Origin of the sequence: Metabacillus endolithicus, assembly GCF_023078335.1 — a bacterium.
Taxonomy (GTDB): Bacteria; Bacillota; Bacilli; order Bacillales; family Bacillaceae; genus Metabacillus; species Metabacillus endolithicus.
Genome location: NZ_CP095550.1, coordinates 1,240,261 through 1,254,612, shown reverse-complemented (window position 1 = coordinate 1,254,612; position 14,352 = coordinate 1,240,261). Strand labels below are relative to the sequence as shown.

Sequence of the window (14,352 nt, the reverse complement as noted above, 5' to 3'; positions counted from 1 at the left end):
TTGTTTTGTAGAAAGTCATGCCTACTAAAAATAGTGGCATGTTTGTTCTAATTAGGAGGTAAACCACATTGCAGCAAAAAGTTTTACATGTGTTAGAGTTTGAAAAAGTAAAAGAACAATTAATAAAGCATGCTTCATCTTCTCTTGGAAAAGAGAAGGCAAAGGCACTTATTCCTTCAAGTGATTACATGGATGTTGTCACCCTCCAAGAGCAAACAGATGAGGCTGCAAAGGTGCTCAGGCTGAAGGGAAACATACCATTAGGTGGACTTGTTGATGTAAGGTCAACAGTGAAAAGAGCAAAAATTGGCGGTATGTTAAGCTCGGTGGAATTAATAGAGGTTGCCGGAACTTTATATGCTGGACGTCAAATGAAGCGGTTTGTTGAAAAAATGGTAGAGGAAGAAATCGAATTAACACATTTGCCACAACTTGCAGAGCAGATTGTTATTCTTCATGACTTAGAGAGAAATATAAATCAATGTATTGATGATAATGGCTATGTACTTGATAGTGCCAGTGTGACTTTAAAAGGAATCCGTCAACAATTAAGAACAAATGAAGCAAGAGTTAGAGATAAATTAGAATCAATGATCCGCTCTTCTTCTGCTTCTAAAATGTTATCAGATGCAATCATTACGATAAGAAATGACCGTTTTGTTTTACCAGTTAAGCAGGAATATCGAGCTTCGTATGGTGGGATTGTTCATGATCAATCCAGCTCTGGTGCGACGTTATTTATTGAGCCTCAAGCTATCGTAGAATTGAATAATGTTCTGCAGCAGGCTAAGGTAAAAGAAAAAGTAGAAATCGATCGAATTTTAACGCTTTTATCACAGGAAGTTGCTGAGCAAGGCGATGACATTTTACAAAATGTCAATTGCTTAGCAGACATGGATTTTATGTTTACAAAGGCTAAATATGCAAAGCAAATTAAAGGGACAAAGCCAGAAGTGAATCAAGATGGTGTTATTCGGATGCTAAAGGCTCGACATCCACTTTTACCTTTAGACGAAGTTGTTGCTAATGATATTGAATTAGGAACTGATTTCACAACAATCGTTATTACAGGACCGAATACAGGAGGTAAAACAGTTGCTCTGAAAACACTTGGATTATGTATACTTATGGCACAGGCCGGGTTACAAATTCCAGCACTAGATGGATCAGAAGTGACTGTTTTTAAAGCAGTATATGCCGACATTGGTGATGAGCAATCAATTGAGCAAAGTTTAAGTACATTCTCTTCACATATGGTGAATATTGTTGATATTCTTAAAAAAGCAGATGACCAAAGTCTTGTGTTGTTTGATGAGCTTGGAGCTGGAACTGATCCGCAAGAAGGGGCAGCATTAGCTATCTCTATTCTTGATGAAGTGTATAACAGAGGAGCAAGAGTTGTTGCAACAACTCATTATCCGGAATTAAAAGCGTATGGCTACAATCGTCCAGGCGTAATTAATGCGAGTGTTGAGTTTGATGTCACAACCTTAAGTCCAACGTATAAACTTTTAATTGGTGTTCCCGGTCGTAGTAACGCTTTTGAAATTTCCAAGCGACTAGGATTACAAGAACAAATCATTAACATGGCAAAGGCACAAATGACCGACGAAAGTAATGAAGTTGATACAATGATTGCTTCATTAGAAACAAGCAAAAAATCAGCTGAACATGAACGTGTTGAGGCGGAGAGATTTCGTCAAGAAGCTGAAAAGCTCCATAAAGAGCTTCAAAAACAAATCATTGAATTTAATGAGCAACGTGACGCTTTATATGAAAAAGCAGAACGTAGTGCGGCAGAAAAACTAGAAGAGGCAAACAAAGAAGCTGAACAAATTATTAGAGATTTAAGAAAGATGCGCAAAGAACAGCATGCTCAAGTAAAGGAGCATGAATTAATTGATGCAAAAAAACGACTGGAAGAAGCTCAGCCTCATTTTGTGAAAAGCAAAAAGGTAGAGAAAAAGGAGCCTGTTAAACAGGAGTTCCTGCCTGGTGATGAAGTAAAAGTGATTAGTTTTGACCAAAAGGGTCATCTTGTTGATAAAGTTAGTGATAATGAGTGGCAAGTACAAATGGGGATTATGAAGATGAAGGTTAAAGAAGCAGATCTTCAATACATTAAACGTCCTAAGCAGGAGGTACAAGCAAAGCCATTAGCTGCTGTAAAAGGAAAAGATTATCACGTCTCACTTGAATTGGATTTACGTGGAGAACGATATGAAAATGCCTTATTAAGAGTAGAAAAATACTTGGATGACGCAGTTTTAGCGGGATACCCAAGAGTATCCATTATTCACGGAAAAGGAACAGGTGCACTGAGAACAGGTGTTAAGGAGCTATTAAAGAATCATCGTAGCGTGAAAAATACACGATTTGGAGAAGCTGGTGAAGGCGGTACAGGTGTAACAATAGTTGAACTCAAATAGTGGGGAGAAGATGATATGAATACATTTTGGGAAAATGAGCTTGTTCAAATTGCTGCCTACTATAGTGTTGTTGTACTATGTATCATTGTATTTTTGACCATATTTGAACTCGTTACGAAATATAAAAATTGGGAAGAAATTCAAAATGGTAATTTTGCCGTTGCAATGGCTACTGGTGGGAAAATATTTGGGATTGCAAATATCTTTCGTTTTTCAATTAACCAGCATGATAGCTTATTGGAAATGATGAGCTCAGGTTTGTTTGGCTTCATATTGTTACTTTTAGGTTATTTTATTTATGAATTTATGACACCTAAATTTAAAATAGATGAAGAGATACAAAAGGATAATCGTGCAGTAGGATTTATTTCATTAGTCATATCTGTAGGTTTATCATTTGTTATTGGGGCAGCAATATAAGGAGTGTATAATTTTGGAGACGTTGGCAAAGGTAATGTTCGGTTTATGCGGTCTGTTTATTTTAATTGGGGTTATTTATTTAGTTTTCTTTTAAATGATATTTATAAATAAGTCTGGCTATATGTCAGGCTTTTTTATTTGTTCAATTTGGTCATCATATAGTGAGTTTGCCTTTTCTAAATATTTTATATTTCTGAAAATAAAAAAATCTGCTATACTTTTTTTAAGTGGAAGCGAAAGTGAATAAGTTCAAAAGAATTAGATATCCTCATTTCTTATATTTCCCTCAGGAGGAGGAGAGTAGAATGGAAAGTCAAAAACCTTGGTTATCGTTATATCCTACCGAAATCCCTCATCAAATTAATATTGACCAAAAACCACTGCATTATTATTTAGAGCAATCTGCACTAGAATTTCCTAATAAAATCGCTATTCATTTTTTAGGAAAGGAGTTAACCTATTCAGACCTATACGATCAATCTTTAAAACTGGCGAATTATTTTCAATCCTTGGGGTTAGAAAAGGGAGATCGTGTGTCAATAATGCTTCCAAATTGTCCACAAGCAGTGATCTCTTATTATGCCGTGTTACTAGCTGGCGGTATTGTTGTCCAGACGAATCCTTTATATATGGAAAGAGAATTAGAATACCAATTAAAAGACAGCGAGTCCACTTTTATCGTAACGCTAGATTTATTATATCCGAGAGTTTCTAAAATGAAAGCGTTAACAAACCTACGGCATATTATCGTCACAAGCATTAAAGATTATTTGCCATTTCCGAAAAATTTATTGTATCCTTTTGTCCAAAAAAAGCAAAATCAAATCGTTGTAAAAGTAGAACATGAGGGTAACACTCATTTATTTAAGAAAATTATGGAGTTATCAAAGCCTTCTGTTGAAGTACCAACATATATTCCTTCAGAAGATGTGGCCCTCCTGCAATATACTGGAGGTACGACAGGTTTTCCAAAGGGTGTTATGCTTTCACATGAAAATGTTGTTTCAAACACAAAGATGTGTGCTTCATGGATGTATAAATGCAAAAGAGGCGAAGAATCTGTATTAGGAATTATTCCTTTCTTTCACGTTTATGGGATGACGACAGTTATGAACTTATCTGTGATGCAAAGCTTTAAAATGATTCTTTTACCAAAGTTTGATGCAACAGATACGTTAAAAACAATTGAAAAATTAAAGCCAACATTATTTCCAGGTGCTCCAACAATTTATATTGCACTTTTAAATCATCCTGATATTCATAAGTATAATCTTTCTTCAATCGATTGCTGCATAAGTGGGTCGGCTCCACTTCCTGTTGAGATACAAGAAAAATTTGAACAACTTACAGGTGGAAAATTAGTAGAAGGCTATGGATTATCGGAAGCATCTCCTGTTACTCATTCAAATTTTATTTGGGGAAAAAGAAAGAAAGGCAGTATTGGTGTTCCATGGCCAAACACAGACTCAGTTGTTCTTTCATATGAAAATGGAGGTATTGCTGAGCCTAATGAACTTGGAGAGATTGCGATTAGGGGTCCTCAAGTTATGCAAGGATATTGGAATAAAAAAGAAGAAACAGAAGCAACAATTAAAGATGGTTGGCTGCTAACAGGTGATATTGGCTACATGGATGAAGAAGGATACTTTTATATTGTAGATCGTAAGAAAGACATGATTATTGCTGGTGGGTTTAATATTTACCCACGTGAGATTGAAGAAATTCTATATGAACATGAAAAAGTCAAAGAGGTAGTAGTTGCGGGGATTCCTGATCCTTACCGTGGAGAGACAGTAAAAGCTTATATTGTCTTAAAAGATAACCAACATGCAACAGCTGAGGAATTTAATGAATATGCGCGTAAGCATTTAGCTGCATATAAGGTACCTCACATTTATGAATTTAGAGAGGATCTTCCTAAAACTGCTGTTGGAAAAATATTAAGACGTGCGTTAGTTGATGAGGAAAAAGAAAAAATGAAAAACGCAAACTAAGACAAAATAAAGAGATAGAGAGGGTTTTATTCTATAGACCCTCTCGATTACATAATTGAAAGATGAAAATAAAAAATTGTTAATTGAAGGCTTGACATAATGCTAAGGAAAACTTAAGATTAAATTATGAATGATGGTTCATTCATTAAGAAAAAGGAGTCGAACATTACATTGAGACAGAAGAAACCGAAGTTTATTCAAATCATTGATGCAGCTGTAATTGTAATTGCTGAAAATGGTTATCATCAAGCACAAGTATCTAAGATTGCAAAGCAAGCAGGAGTTGCAGATGGAACCATATACTTATATTTTAAAAATAAAGAAGACATCCTTGTCTCTCTTTTCCAAGAGAAGATGGGCGTTTTTATAGAAAAAATTGAAGAAGAAATAAAAGATAAAACGAATGCAGCTGATAAGTTGTATTCTCTGATAGAAAAGCACTTTACACTGCTTTCAGAGGATCATCAACTTGCCGTTGTTACACAACTTGAGTTAAGACAGTCTAATAAGGACTTACGACTTCGCATAAACGAGGTATTAAAGGGTTACCTCAATGTTGTTGACAAAATTATTCAAGAAGGAAAGGAAAGCGGAGAATTTAGACAAGACTTAGATGTAAGATTAGCAAGACAAATGATTTTTGGAACCATTGATGAAACAGTAACAACATGGGTCATGAATGAACAAAAATACAGTTTGGTTAATCAAACAAAGAAAGTTCACGATTTATTTGTTTACGGTTTTGTGACTCCTAAAACTTCGTAAAATTTGTTCCTTCTCTAAATAAGGGAAGGGACATGATAAATAAGGCATTTTCCTACTATAAAGAAAATACATTTAAGTAGATTTTAGTAAATAGGAGGAAATTAAATGAAGCTGTTAAAGCTAACCAAAGAAAACTATATTGCTGTTGTAACGATTAATCATGAACCAGCAAATGCCCTTTCATCAAATGTTTTGAAAGAGCTTTCAATTTTACTTGATTCAATTGAACAAGATGAACAGGTCCGAGCGGTCGTTCTTCATGGTGAAGGAAGATTTTTCTCTGCTGGAGCAGATATAAAGGAGTTTGTTACTGTTTCATCAGATGGAGAGTTTTCAAAATTAGCAGAAGAGGGACAGAAAATATTTGAAAGAATTGAAAATTTCCCTAAGCCGATTATTGCAGCCATACATGGAGCTGCATTAGGGGGATTAGAACTTGCAATGTCTTGTCATCTAAGAATTGTAACAGAAGATGCAAAGCTTGGATTACCGGAATTACAGCTGGGAATTATTCCGGGGTTTGGTGGTACTCAAAGGCTACCAAGATATGTCGGTAAGGGCCGTGCATTAGAAATGATGGTAACAAGTGAACCAATCCTAGGGAAGGAAGCAGTAGAACTTGGTCTTGCAAATCATGCCTACCCGCAAGAAAGTATGTTAGAAGAAGCGAAGAAATTAGCAGGCAAGTTTGCTCAAAAAAGTCCAGGCTCAGTTAAAGCGGTTATAACACTTTTAAATGCTTCCAAAATGACCACCTATGAAGAAGGAATGAAACAGGAAGCTAAGCTTTTTGGGGAACTTTTTAATAGTGCTGATGCCAAAGAGGGGATTACAGCTTTTATTGAAAAGAGAAAGCCAAATTTTACGGGAAAATAGAATTTCTATTTAAAATACTTAACTTAACATGGGGGAATGGAAAATGAATATCTTCGTAATTATGAAAAGAACGTTTGATACTGAGGAAAAGATTGCTGTGCAAAATGGACAAATCAATGAGGATGGAGCAGAGTTTATTATTAATCCTTATGATGAATATGCAATCGAAGAAGCTATTCAATTACGTGATGCAAATGGGGGAGAAGTAACAGTAGTCACAATTGGTGGAGAGGATTCAGAGAAAGAATTAAGAACAGCTTTGGCTATGGGGTGTGATAAAGCTGTTTTAATTAATACTGAAGATGATTTAGAAAATGGTGATCAATATTCAACTTCAAGAATTTTAGCTGAATATCTTAAAGATCAAGAAGTAGATATTATCCTTGGTGGAAATGTAGCTATTGACGGTGGATCTGGTCAGGTTGGTCCAAGACTAGCTGAGTTATTGGATATTGCGTATGTAACAACAATTACTAAGCTTGAAATCGATGGAGACAAAGCAACGATTGTTCGAGATGTAGAGGGAGACTCTGAGGTTATTGAAGCATCCCTTCCAATTCTTGTAACAGCTCAACAGGGATTAAATGAGCCTCGTTATCCATCGTTACCTGGAATTATGAAAGCGAAGAAAAAGCCATTAGATGAGCTTGAATTAGATGATCTGGATTTAGACGAAGACGATGTTGAAGCTAAAACAAAAACAATTGAAATCTATCTACCACCGAAAAAAGAGGCTGGAAAAGTATTAGAAGGTGAAATAGAGGATCAAGTAAAAGAATTAGTTTTATTACTTAGAAATGAAGCGAAAGTTGTTTAATTGATAGAGAAGGTTCTGGAGTGTCTGGGAGAGAAATTTTAAATAGTTGAACAGGGGGAAATGATGATGGCAAGAAAAGTACTTGTATTAGGTGAGGTTCGTGATCAATCATTACGTAATGTATCTTTTGAGGCAATTGCTGCAGGAAAAACAATTGCAGAGGGTGGAGAGGTTGTTGCTGTTTTATTAGGAGATAATGTTTCCGCATTATCAACCGAATTAATTCATTATGGTGCTGACCGTGTTGTAGCGGTGGAAAATGAAAAATTACAAACATATACACCAGATGGTTATTCTCAAGCTTTATTGTCAGTGATTTCAGAAGAAAATCCAGAAGGCATTGTTTTTGGTCATACAGCACTTGGTAAAGACTTGTCACCTAAAATTGCAGCAAAATTAGGCTCAGGTTTAATTTCAGATGCAACTGCTATTGAAGTGACAGGAGGAAATGTTGTATTTACTCGTCCAATATATTCAGGGAAAGCATTTGAAAAGAAAATTGTAACTGACGGAGTTATCTTTGCTACTATTCGTCCAAACAATATCTCTCCACTTGAGAAAGATGATTCAAGAAGTGGAGACACAAGTACACTATCTGTCGATATTAAAGATTTAAGAACAATCGTAAAGGAAGTTGTTCGTAAAGCTTCAGAAGGTGTTGATTTATCAGAAGCAAAAGTTGTTATTGCTGGTGGTCGTGGAGTTAAGAGTGAAGATGGTTTTGAACCTTTACAAGAATTAGCAAATGTTTTAGGGGGAGCAGTAGGGGCTTCACGTGGAGCATGTGATGCTGAATACTGTGATTATTCTCTTCAAATCGGTCAAACTGGAAAAGTTGTAACTCCTGATTTATATATTGCATGCGGAATCTCAGGTGCTATTCAACATCTAGCAGGTATGTCAAACTCTAAAGTCATAGTGGCGATTAACAAAGACCCAGAAGCAAACATCTTTAAAGTAGCTGATTACGGAATCGTAGGAGATCTATTTGAAGTTGTTCCACTATTAACAGAAGAATTTAGAAAATTAAAGGTTCACGCATAATTTAAACTCACCAAAAAGCACGTTTCCAAAGCGTGCTTTTTATTTCGGGCCGTTTTTAGTAATAATAGTAAATTATGTTGCTCTTCACTATTATTTTAAACAAGAGTGAAATGGAGCGAAAGACACTCGACTCCTGCGGGAGCAGAGGAAAGGCTGAGACCCCGCAGGCAAAAAGCCGAGGAGGCTCAGCTTCCTCCCCGCGGAAAAGCGAGTGTCTGTAGCGCAATGTAACGAACTATTTTCACGCGGGATGAAAATAAAGTAGTATAAGTTGTATTTGCTTCAATACAACTTATTTTATACATATTATGTCGTTTATTGAAAAAACATGTTATTCTTTCTCAACATAGGGAAAAGTAATACTGAAGCAAATCATTAGCTTACTTAGCACTGGAATGCTATACTTTAAACATATTTACCCTTACAATTTAGGAGGAATTACGAATGGCAATTACAAATGTAACAGATCAAACATTTTCAAACGAAACAAACGAAGGTGTCGTATTAGTAGATTTCTGGGCACCATGGTGCGGACCTTGTAAAATGATTGCTCCAGTTCTTGAAGAGCTTGATACAGATATGGGAGATAAAGTGAAAATCGTTAAGGTTGATGTTGATGAGAACCAAGAAACAGCTGGTAAATTCGGCGTTATGAGTATCCCAACTTTACTAGTACTTAAAGACGGTGAAGTTGTTGATAAAGCTGTAGGATATCAGCCAAAAGAAGCGCTTGCTGAAGTTTTAAACAAGCACGTATAAGAATTGCATTGATTTTTATCATGCTGTTAAGAAAAAGGATTGACCTAGTGTCAATCCTTTTTACAATGAATGCATTATAGGAAAGAATTTCATAGAATACGACAAATTAACAAAGGACGAAAGAAAGTGTACATGATAAAATGGTCTATAGCTATTTTTATATAGGCAGTAATTCGCCTTTTTAATTCAAAATTAAAGTGGGGAATTACTGCCTATCTTACTGTCAAATTACTAATTAAAAAAGGAGTGTCTGCTATGAAAGAACATATTAAGGAAAAGCTTGCACTTCTTCCTGATCAACCTGGTTGTTATATCATGAAGGATCGACAGGGAACTGTCATTTATGTAGGGAAAGCAAAAGTTCTGAAAAATCGCGTTCGCTCATACTTTACAGGCTCACATGATGGAAAAACATTACGCTTAGTTAATGAAATTACTGACTTTGAATATATTATTACCTCTTCTAATTTAGAAGCATTAATATTGGAATTAAATCTTATTAAAAAATATGATCCTAAATACAATGTGATGTTAAAGGATGATAAAACATATCCTTTTATTAAAATTACAAATGAACGGCACCCTAGACTCCTTGTAACAAGACAAGTTAAAAAGGATAAAGGAAAGTACTTTGGGCCATACCCTAACGTTCAATCGGCGCGTGAAACGATAAAATTACTAGATCGTTTATACCCTCTAAGAAAATGCTCGACATTGCCTGATCGTGTTTGTCTTTATTACCATATGGGTCAATGTTTAGCACCGTGCGTTAAAGATGTGTCAGAAGAAACAAATCGACAAATGGTAGAGGAAATTACGAAGTTCCTAAATGGTGGATATAAAAATATTAAGAATGAATTATCGGAAAAAATGAGTAAGGCTGCAGAAGAGCTTGAATTTGAGCGCGCAAAAGAGCTTAGAGACCAAATTCTTCATATAGAAGCGACGATGGAAAAACAAAAGATGACGTTAAATGATTTTGTTGATCGTGATGTGTTTGGGTATGCATACGATAAGGGTTGGATGTGTGTACAAGTCTTTTTTATCCGACAAGGAAAATTAATTGAACGTGATGTTTCAATGTTTCCAATCTATGATAGTCCTGAACAGGAGTTTCTTACGTTTTTAGGTCAATTTTATTCTAAAGCGAGTCACTTTATCCCAAAGGAAATCCTGCTTCCGGATAGTATCGAATTCGAATTAGTTGAAAAGTTGTTAGACGTAACAACACTTCAGCCTAAGCGTGGTAAAAAGAAGGACCTTATATTATTAGCTCACAAAAATGCAAAGATTGCTCTTCAAGAGAAATTTTCTTTAATTGAAAGAGATGAAGAAAGAACAATTAAGGCTGTGGAAAATTTAGGTGATAAATTAGGAATCCATACTCCCCACCGAATTGAAGCATTCGATAATTCAAACATACAAGGAACTGACCCCGTATCTGCAATGGTTGTGTTTGAGGATGGAAAGCCGGCAAAAAAATATTATCGTAAGTATAAAATAAAAAGCGTAAAAGGTCCTGATGATTATGAGTCTATGAGGGAAGTTGTCAGAAGACGCTATACAAGAGTTTTAAAAGAACAGTTAGCATTACCTGACCTGATTATTATTGATGGTGGAAAAGGGCATTTGGCAGCTGCTCAGGATGTGCTAGAGAATGAGTTAGGATTATCTATTCCTGTAGCCGGATTGGTAAAAGATGATAAACACCGAACTTCTGAGCTCATTATAGGTTCACCACCTGAATTTATACAGCTAGAAAGAAACAGTCAGGAATTTTACCTGCTTCAAAGAATTCAGGATGAAGTTCACCGTTTTGCGATCACCTTTCATCGTCAACTTAGAGGAAAGAATGCCTTTCAATCTATTTTGGATGATATTCCAGGTGTTGGAGAACAAAGAAAAAAGATGCTCTTAAAATATTTTGGATCTGTTAAAAAAATGAAAGAAGCAAGTCTCGATGATTTTAAAGAAGCTGGTATGCCGGAAAATATAGCAAAGCAAATAACGGATTATTTAAAAGAGGAAAATGGGAACTGATATTCCATTATATTTCCTTACAAACAATCTCTTGCGCTTTATTAAAATGTTTGATAAGATTTTATTAATTTGATATTGATCGTTAGTTTGTAAATGATGGTAGAGGTGCGGTCATTAAGAGTAACTGGTTTGAGGAAAGTGGATTCCAATGACAACCAGTGAAAGGAATGATTGCCGAAGTGATAAAAGCTCCATTACTTTTATCGCTGGTTTTACATTTAAGAGGTGTAAAATTGTCAAGAAACACTATGTTCTTGGAGAGCTATCTCATTGTATAAGCGAATAAATACTTTTCGTTTAATTAGCAATGGGATCTTATGCGCCCATTGCTTTTTTGTTGTTCTGCAATGTGATTTCTTATCTACTAACAAATGATCGATCATTGAAAAACAAAATGGAAGGTGAGATATCATTGGGTATTATTGTTCAAAAATTTGGCGGAACGTCTGTGGGTTCAGTAGAGAGAATTCAACATGTTGCGAATCGTGTGATACAAGAAAAAGAGGCAGGAAACGAAGTGGTTGTTGTCGTTTCTGCAATGGGAAAATCGACTGATCAGCTTGTTGATTTAGCAAGTCAACTAACTTCTAAGCCGAGCAAGCGTGAAATGGATATGCTTCTTACAACTGGTGAGCAAATAACCATTTCCCTTTTATCAATGGCGCTAATAGAAAAAGGGTATGATGCCATTTCATTTACTGGCTGGCAGGCAGGAATTGAAACGGAGTCAACGCATGGAAATGCAAGAATTACTAATATAAATCCACAAAAAATGAATAAAGAACTAGAGAAAGGAAAAGTTGTCGTTGTTGCCGGGTTCCAAGGGGTAGCGGTAGAAGGTCAGATTACTACATTAGGTAGAGGTGGATCTGATACGACAGCAGTGGCCTTAGCTGCAGCACTGAAAGCAGACAAGTGTGACATTTACACTGATGTAACTGGAGTCTATACAACGGATCCTCGATTTGTAAAGGAAGCAAGAAAACTAGAATCGATATCATACGATGAAATGTTAGAATTAGCAAATTTAGGAGCCGGTGTTTTACATCCAAGAGCAGTAGAGTTTGCGAAAAATTATAACATCCCATTAGAAGTTCGTTCTAGTATGGAAAATGAGCGGGGCACAATTATTGAGGAGGAAGCGGAAATGGAACAAAACTTAATTGTTAGAGGAATTGCATTTGAAGATCAAGTAACAAGAGTATCAGTGTTAGGATTGCCTAATGAATTAACAACATTATCAACTATTTTTTCAACATTAGCGAAAAACGGGCTAAATGTGGACATAATTATTCAGAATACAACAACTGATAACAAAACTTCTATTTCTTTTTCAGTAAAAACAGGTGATCTTGAAGATACTATTCGTGTATTGGAGCAGTATAAAGAAGAGTTAGGTTATGAACGCGTTGAATCTGAATCTGAATTAGCAAAAGTCTCTATTGTAGGTTCAGGAATGGTTTCAAACCCTGGTGTAGCTGCAGAGATGTTTGATGTATTAGCAAAACAAGGTATTGAAGTGAAGATGGTTAGTACGTCTGAAATTAAAGTTTCAACGGTTATTTCTCAAGCGCATATGGTATCTGCTGTTGATACGTTGCACAATGCGTTTGAGCTCTCAAAACCTGCTGCAACCGTGTAATTCAGAATAAAGAGGGGAGATTTCCCCTCTTATTCTATTATTATTCACCTTTGGCTTCTTTTACCTAACGGTGCATCATCAAGAATGTCTTTGCTATCCCACTTTACAGTAAACACAACTTTGTTCGCACGCTTCTTTAGTTGCTCATATGTCTCAGTTATATGCTTGTTCATCATCTGAAGTTGTTCAGCTATAAACCCTGCTTCTAACTGAAACGTATATTCATTACTTTTAGAAAAACGAATGGAAATTAGTTCTCCACTTAGCTCAAATTCCATTTCATTTTTTTTATTATGTAGCAAAGTAAGCTGTCCCCATCCTGCTGCTTGAAAAAAATCAGAGAGTTCTTCAATAGAGGATACAGGGTATTTTCGTGCTAAGCCTTTACCCGCCCAATAGAGCATTTGCTGGTAGTCTTGGCCGAGAATATCAGGGATTAAAACCTCCCTAAGTAGTTCCAGTCCGAATGCTGGCATTTGGATGTTTTCTAATTTGTCCTTATCAAGTCTTGCGGATTGTTTGTTCACGGTATTCCCCTCTTTCTATTTCATATTATATATCAACATCCAAGGTGAAAAACATGAAATATTAAGGAAAATTATGAACTGCGTAAGTTAGAACTAGTAATGAGGTTGAAATTTCCAGAATAGGATGCTAAAGTAGGTTGTTTTAAAATAAGGTATACTGATAAAGTAAAATTACATGTAATTAGTATTTGTCGAAAAATTATAATTTATGAACACGTTTTCTTGACGCTCTTTCTTTAAGGGAGTAAAATGTACTTGTTGCATTTACCTACTTTTAAACTGGCAAGAAAGTTTACTAGACTGCTAGTTTATATTCGTAAATTTTACTGACTGTAATGTAGACCATTATTACATTTGGTAAACTTTATTAGGAAACAAATTAGTTTTAAAAAAGTGAGCGCATTATTGATACTAGGGGGTAAGTTTTATGGCTGGAAACCGAGAGTTTATTAATCGTAGACTGCACTCATTACTTGGAGTAATTCCGGTAGGGATCTTTTTGATTCAGCATCTAATCGTCAACCATTTTGCCACAAGAGGTGCAGAAGCATTTAACAATGCAGCACACTTTATGGAAATGTTGCCATTTAGGTATGTGCTTGAGATTGTAATTATTTTCCTTCCACTTTTATACCATGCGATTTACGGAGTTTATATTGCATTTACAGCGAAAAACAATGTAAGTAACTATGGTTATCTTCGAAATTGGTTATTCATGCTGCAGCGTGTAACAGGAATTATTACCTTTATTTTTATCGCTTGGCATGTTTGGGAAACGAGAATTGCTGCTGCACTTGGAGCAGAAGTAAACTATGACATGATGGCTTCTATTTTAAGTAGTCCTTTTATGCTTGTATTCTACTTAATTGGTGTTATTTCAACCGTGTTCCATTTTGCTAATGGTTTATGGTCATTTGGAGTTAGTTGGGGAATCACAGTTACTCCTCGCTCACAAGTAATCTCTACTTATGTCACGCTCGGTATCTTCTTAGCGTTGTCATTCGTGGGTGTTCGAGCAATCTTTGCATTCGTCTAATCC

The 14,352-nt window shown here is 35.7% G+C and carries 12 protein-coding genes and 1 riboswitch; of the genes, 11 read left to right on the top strand and 1 reads right to left on the bottom strand.

Annotated features, from left to right (window positions below):
- The first annotated feature begins 68 nt into the window (after positions 1-68).
- The 10 genes from MVE64_RS06815 to MVE64_RS06770 all read left to right on the top strand — a co-directional run bounded on the left by MVE64_RS06815 (position 69) and on the right by MVE64_RS06770 (position 12,786).
- Positions 69-2,429: an endonuclease MutS2 gene (locus tag MVE64_RS06815; protein ID WP_231307973.1), complete on the top strand. Its 2,361-nt coding sequence runs from the start codon at positions 69-71 to the stop codon at positions 2,427-2,429.
- A gap of 15 nt (positions 2,430-2,444) precedes the next feature.
- A complete protein-coding gene (locus MVE64_RS06810; protein ID WP_247344945.1) occupies positions 2,445-2,849 on the top strand; it encodes a DUF350 domain-containing protein in 405 nt (134 codons plus the stop codon).
- A 305-nt stretch (positions 2,850-3,154) separates the two neighbouring features.
- Positions 3,155-4,843, top strand: a complete 1,689-nt coding sequence (locus MVE64_RS06805; RefSeq protein WP_247344942.1) for an AMP-binding protein — start codon at positions 3,155-3,157, stop codon at positions 4,841-4,843.
- A 171-nt stretch (positions 4,844-5,014) separates the two neighbouring features.
- Positions 5,015-5,608, top strand: a complete 594-nt coding sequence (gene fadR / locus MVE64_RS06800; protein ID WP_247344939.1) for a fatty acid metabolism transcriptional regulator FadR — start codon at positions 5,015-5,017, stop codon at positions 5,606-5,608.
- Between the two features lie 105 nt (positions 5,609-5,713).
- Positions 5,714-6,484, top strand: coding sequence for an enoyl-CoA hydratase (locus tag MVE64_RS06795; protein ID WP_247344936.1), 771 nt, complete (start codon positions 5,714-5,716; stop codon positions 6,482-6,484).
- Positions 6,485-6,527: 43 nt separating this feature from the next.
- Positions 6,528-7,301: an electron transfer flavoprotein subunit beta/FixA family protein gene (locus MVE64_RS06790; RefSeq protein ID WP_247344933.1), complete on the top strand. Its 774-nt coding sequence runs from the start codon at positions 6,528-6,530 to the stop codon at positions 7,299-7,301.
- 66 nt (positions 7,302-7,367) lie between these two features.
- Positions 7,368-8,345 (top strand): electron transfer flavoprotein subunit alpha/FixB family protein, encoded by a 978-nt coding sequence (locus MVE64_RS06785; RefSeq protein WP_247344931.1) that lies wholly within the window; start codon positions 7,368-7,370, stop codon positions 8,343-8,345.
- Positions 8,346-8,789: 444 nt separating this feature from the next.
- Entirely contained in the window at positions 8,790-9,104 is a 315-nt protein-coding gene (gene trxA / locus MVE64_RS06780) for a thioredoxin (protein ID WP_231307967.1), read from the top strand.
- Between the two features lie 255 nt (positions 9,105-9,359).
- Positions 9,360-11,144: an excinuclease ABC subunit UvrC gene (uvrC, locus tag MVE64_RS06775; protein WP_247344928.1), complete on the top strand. Its 1,785-nt coding sequence runs from the start codon at positions 9,360-9,362 to the stop codon at positions 11,142-11,144.
- Positions 11,145-11,236: 92 nt separating this feature from the next.
- A riboswitch (Lysine riboswitch) is annotated at positions 11,237-11,417 on the top strand.
- Between the two features lie 139 nt (positions 11,418-11,556).
- The gene (locus MVE64_RS06770) at positions 11,557-12,786 is read left to right on the top strand and encodes an aspartate kinase (RefSeq protein ID WP_247344926.1); all 1,230 of its coding nucleotides are present in this window, start codon (positions 11,557-11,559) and stop codon (positions 12,784-12,786) included.
- Positions 12,787-12,830: 44 nt separating this feature from the next.
- Here MVE64_RS06770 and MVE64_RS06765 read toward each other — a convergent pair whose 3' ends face one another.
- On the bottom strand, positions 12,831-13,262 hold the full coding sequence (locus MVE64_RS06765; RefSeq protein ID WP_098795934.1) for a YslB family protein: 432 nt from the start codon (positions 13,260-13,262) through the stop codon (positions 12,831-12,833).
- 478 nt (positions 13,263-13,740) lie between these two features.
- Here MVE64_RS06765 and MVE64_RS06760 point away from each other — a divergent pair, with 478 nt between their 5' ends.
- Positions 13,741-14,349 (top strand): succinate dehydrogenase cytochrome b558 subunit, encoded by a 609-nt coding sequence (locus tag MVE64_RS06760; protein WP_231307964.1) that lies wholly within the window; start codon positions 13,741-13,743, stop codon positions 14,347-14,349.
- Positions 14,350-14,352: the final 3 nt, after the last annotated feature.

Excerpts from the sequence above, each read along its gene's own strand:
- MVE64_RS06805 (WP_247344942.1), top strand. The coding sequence starts at position 3,155 with ATGGAAAGTCAAAAACCTTGGTTATCGTTATATCCTACCGAAATCCCT.
- trxA (WP_231307967.1), top strand. The coding sequence starts at position 8,790 with ATGGCAATTACAAATGTAACAGATCAAACATTTTCAAACGAAACAAAC.
- MVE64_RS06765 (WP_098795934.1), bottom strand. The coding sequence starts at position 13,262 with ATGCCAGCATTCGGACTGGAACTACTTAGGGAGGTTTTAATCCCTGAT.
- MVE64_RS06795 (WP_247344936.1), top strand. The coding sequence starts at position 5,714 with ATGAAGCTGTTAAAGCTAACCAAAGAAAACTATATTGCTGTTGTAACG.
- MVE64_RS06790 (WP_247344933.1), top strand. The coding sequence starts at position 6,528 with ATGAATATCTTCGTAATTATGAAAAGAACGTTTGATACTGAGGAAAAG.
- uvrC (WP_247344928.1), top strand. The coding sequence starts at position 9,360 with ATGAAAGAACATATTAAGGAAAAGCTTGCACTTCTTCCTGATCAACCT.
- MVE64_RS06760 (WP_231307964.1), top strand. The coding sequence starts at position 13,741 with ATGGCTGGAAACCGAGAGTTTATTAATCGTAGACTGCACTCATTACTT.
- MVE64_RS06785 (WP_247344931.1), top strand. The coding sequence starts at position 7,368 with ATGGCAAGAAAAGTACTTGTATTAGGTGAGGTTCGTGATCAATCATTA.
- MVE64_RS06810 (WP_247344945.1), top strand. The coding sequence starts at position 2,445 with ATGAATACATTTTGGGAAAATGAGCTTGTTCAAATTGCTGCCTACTAT.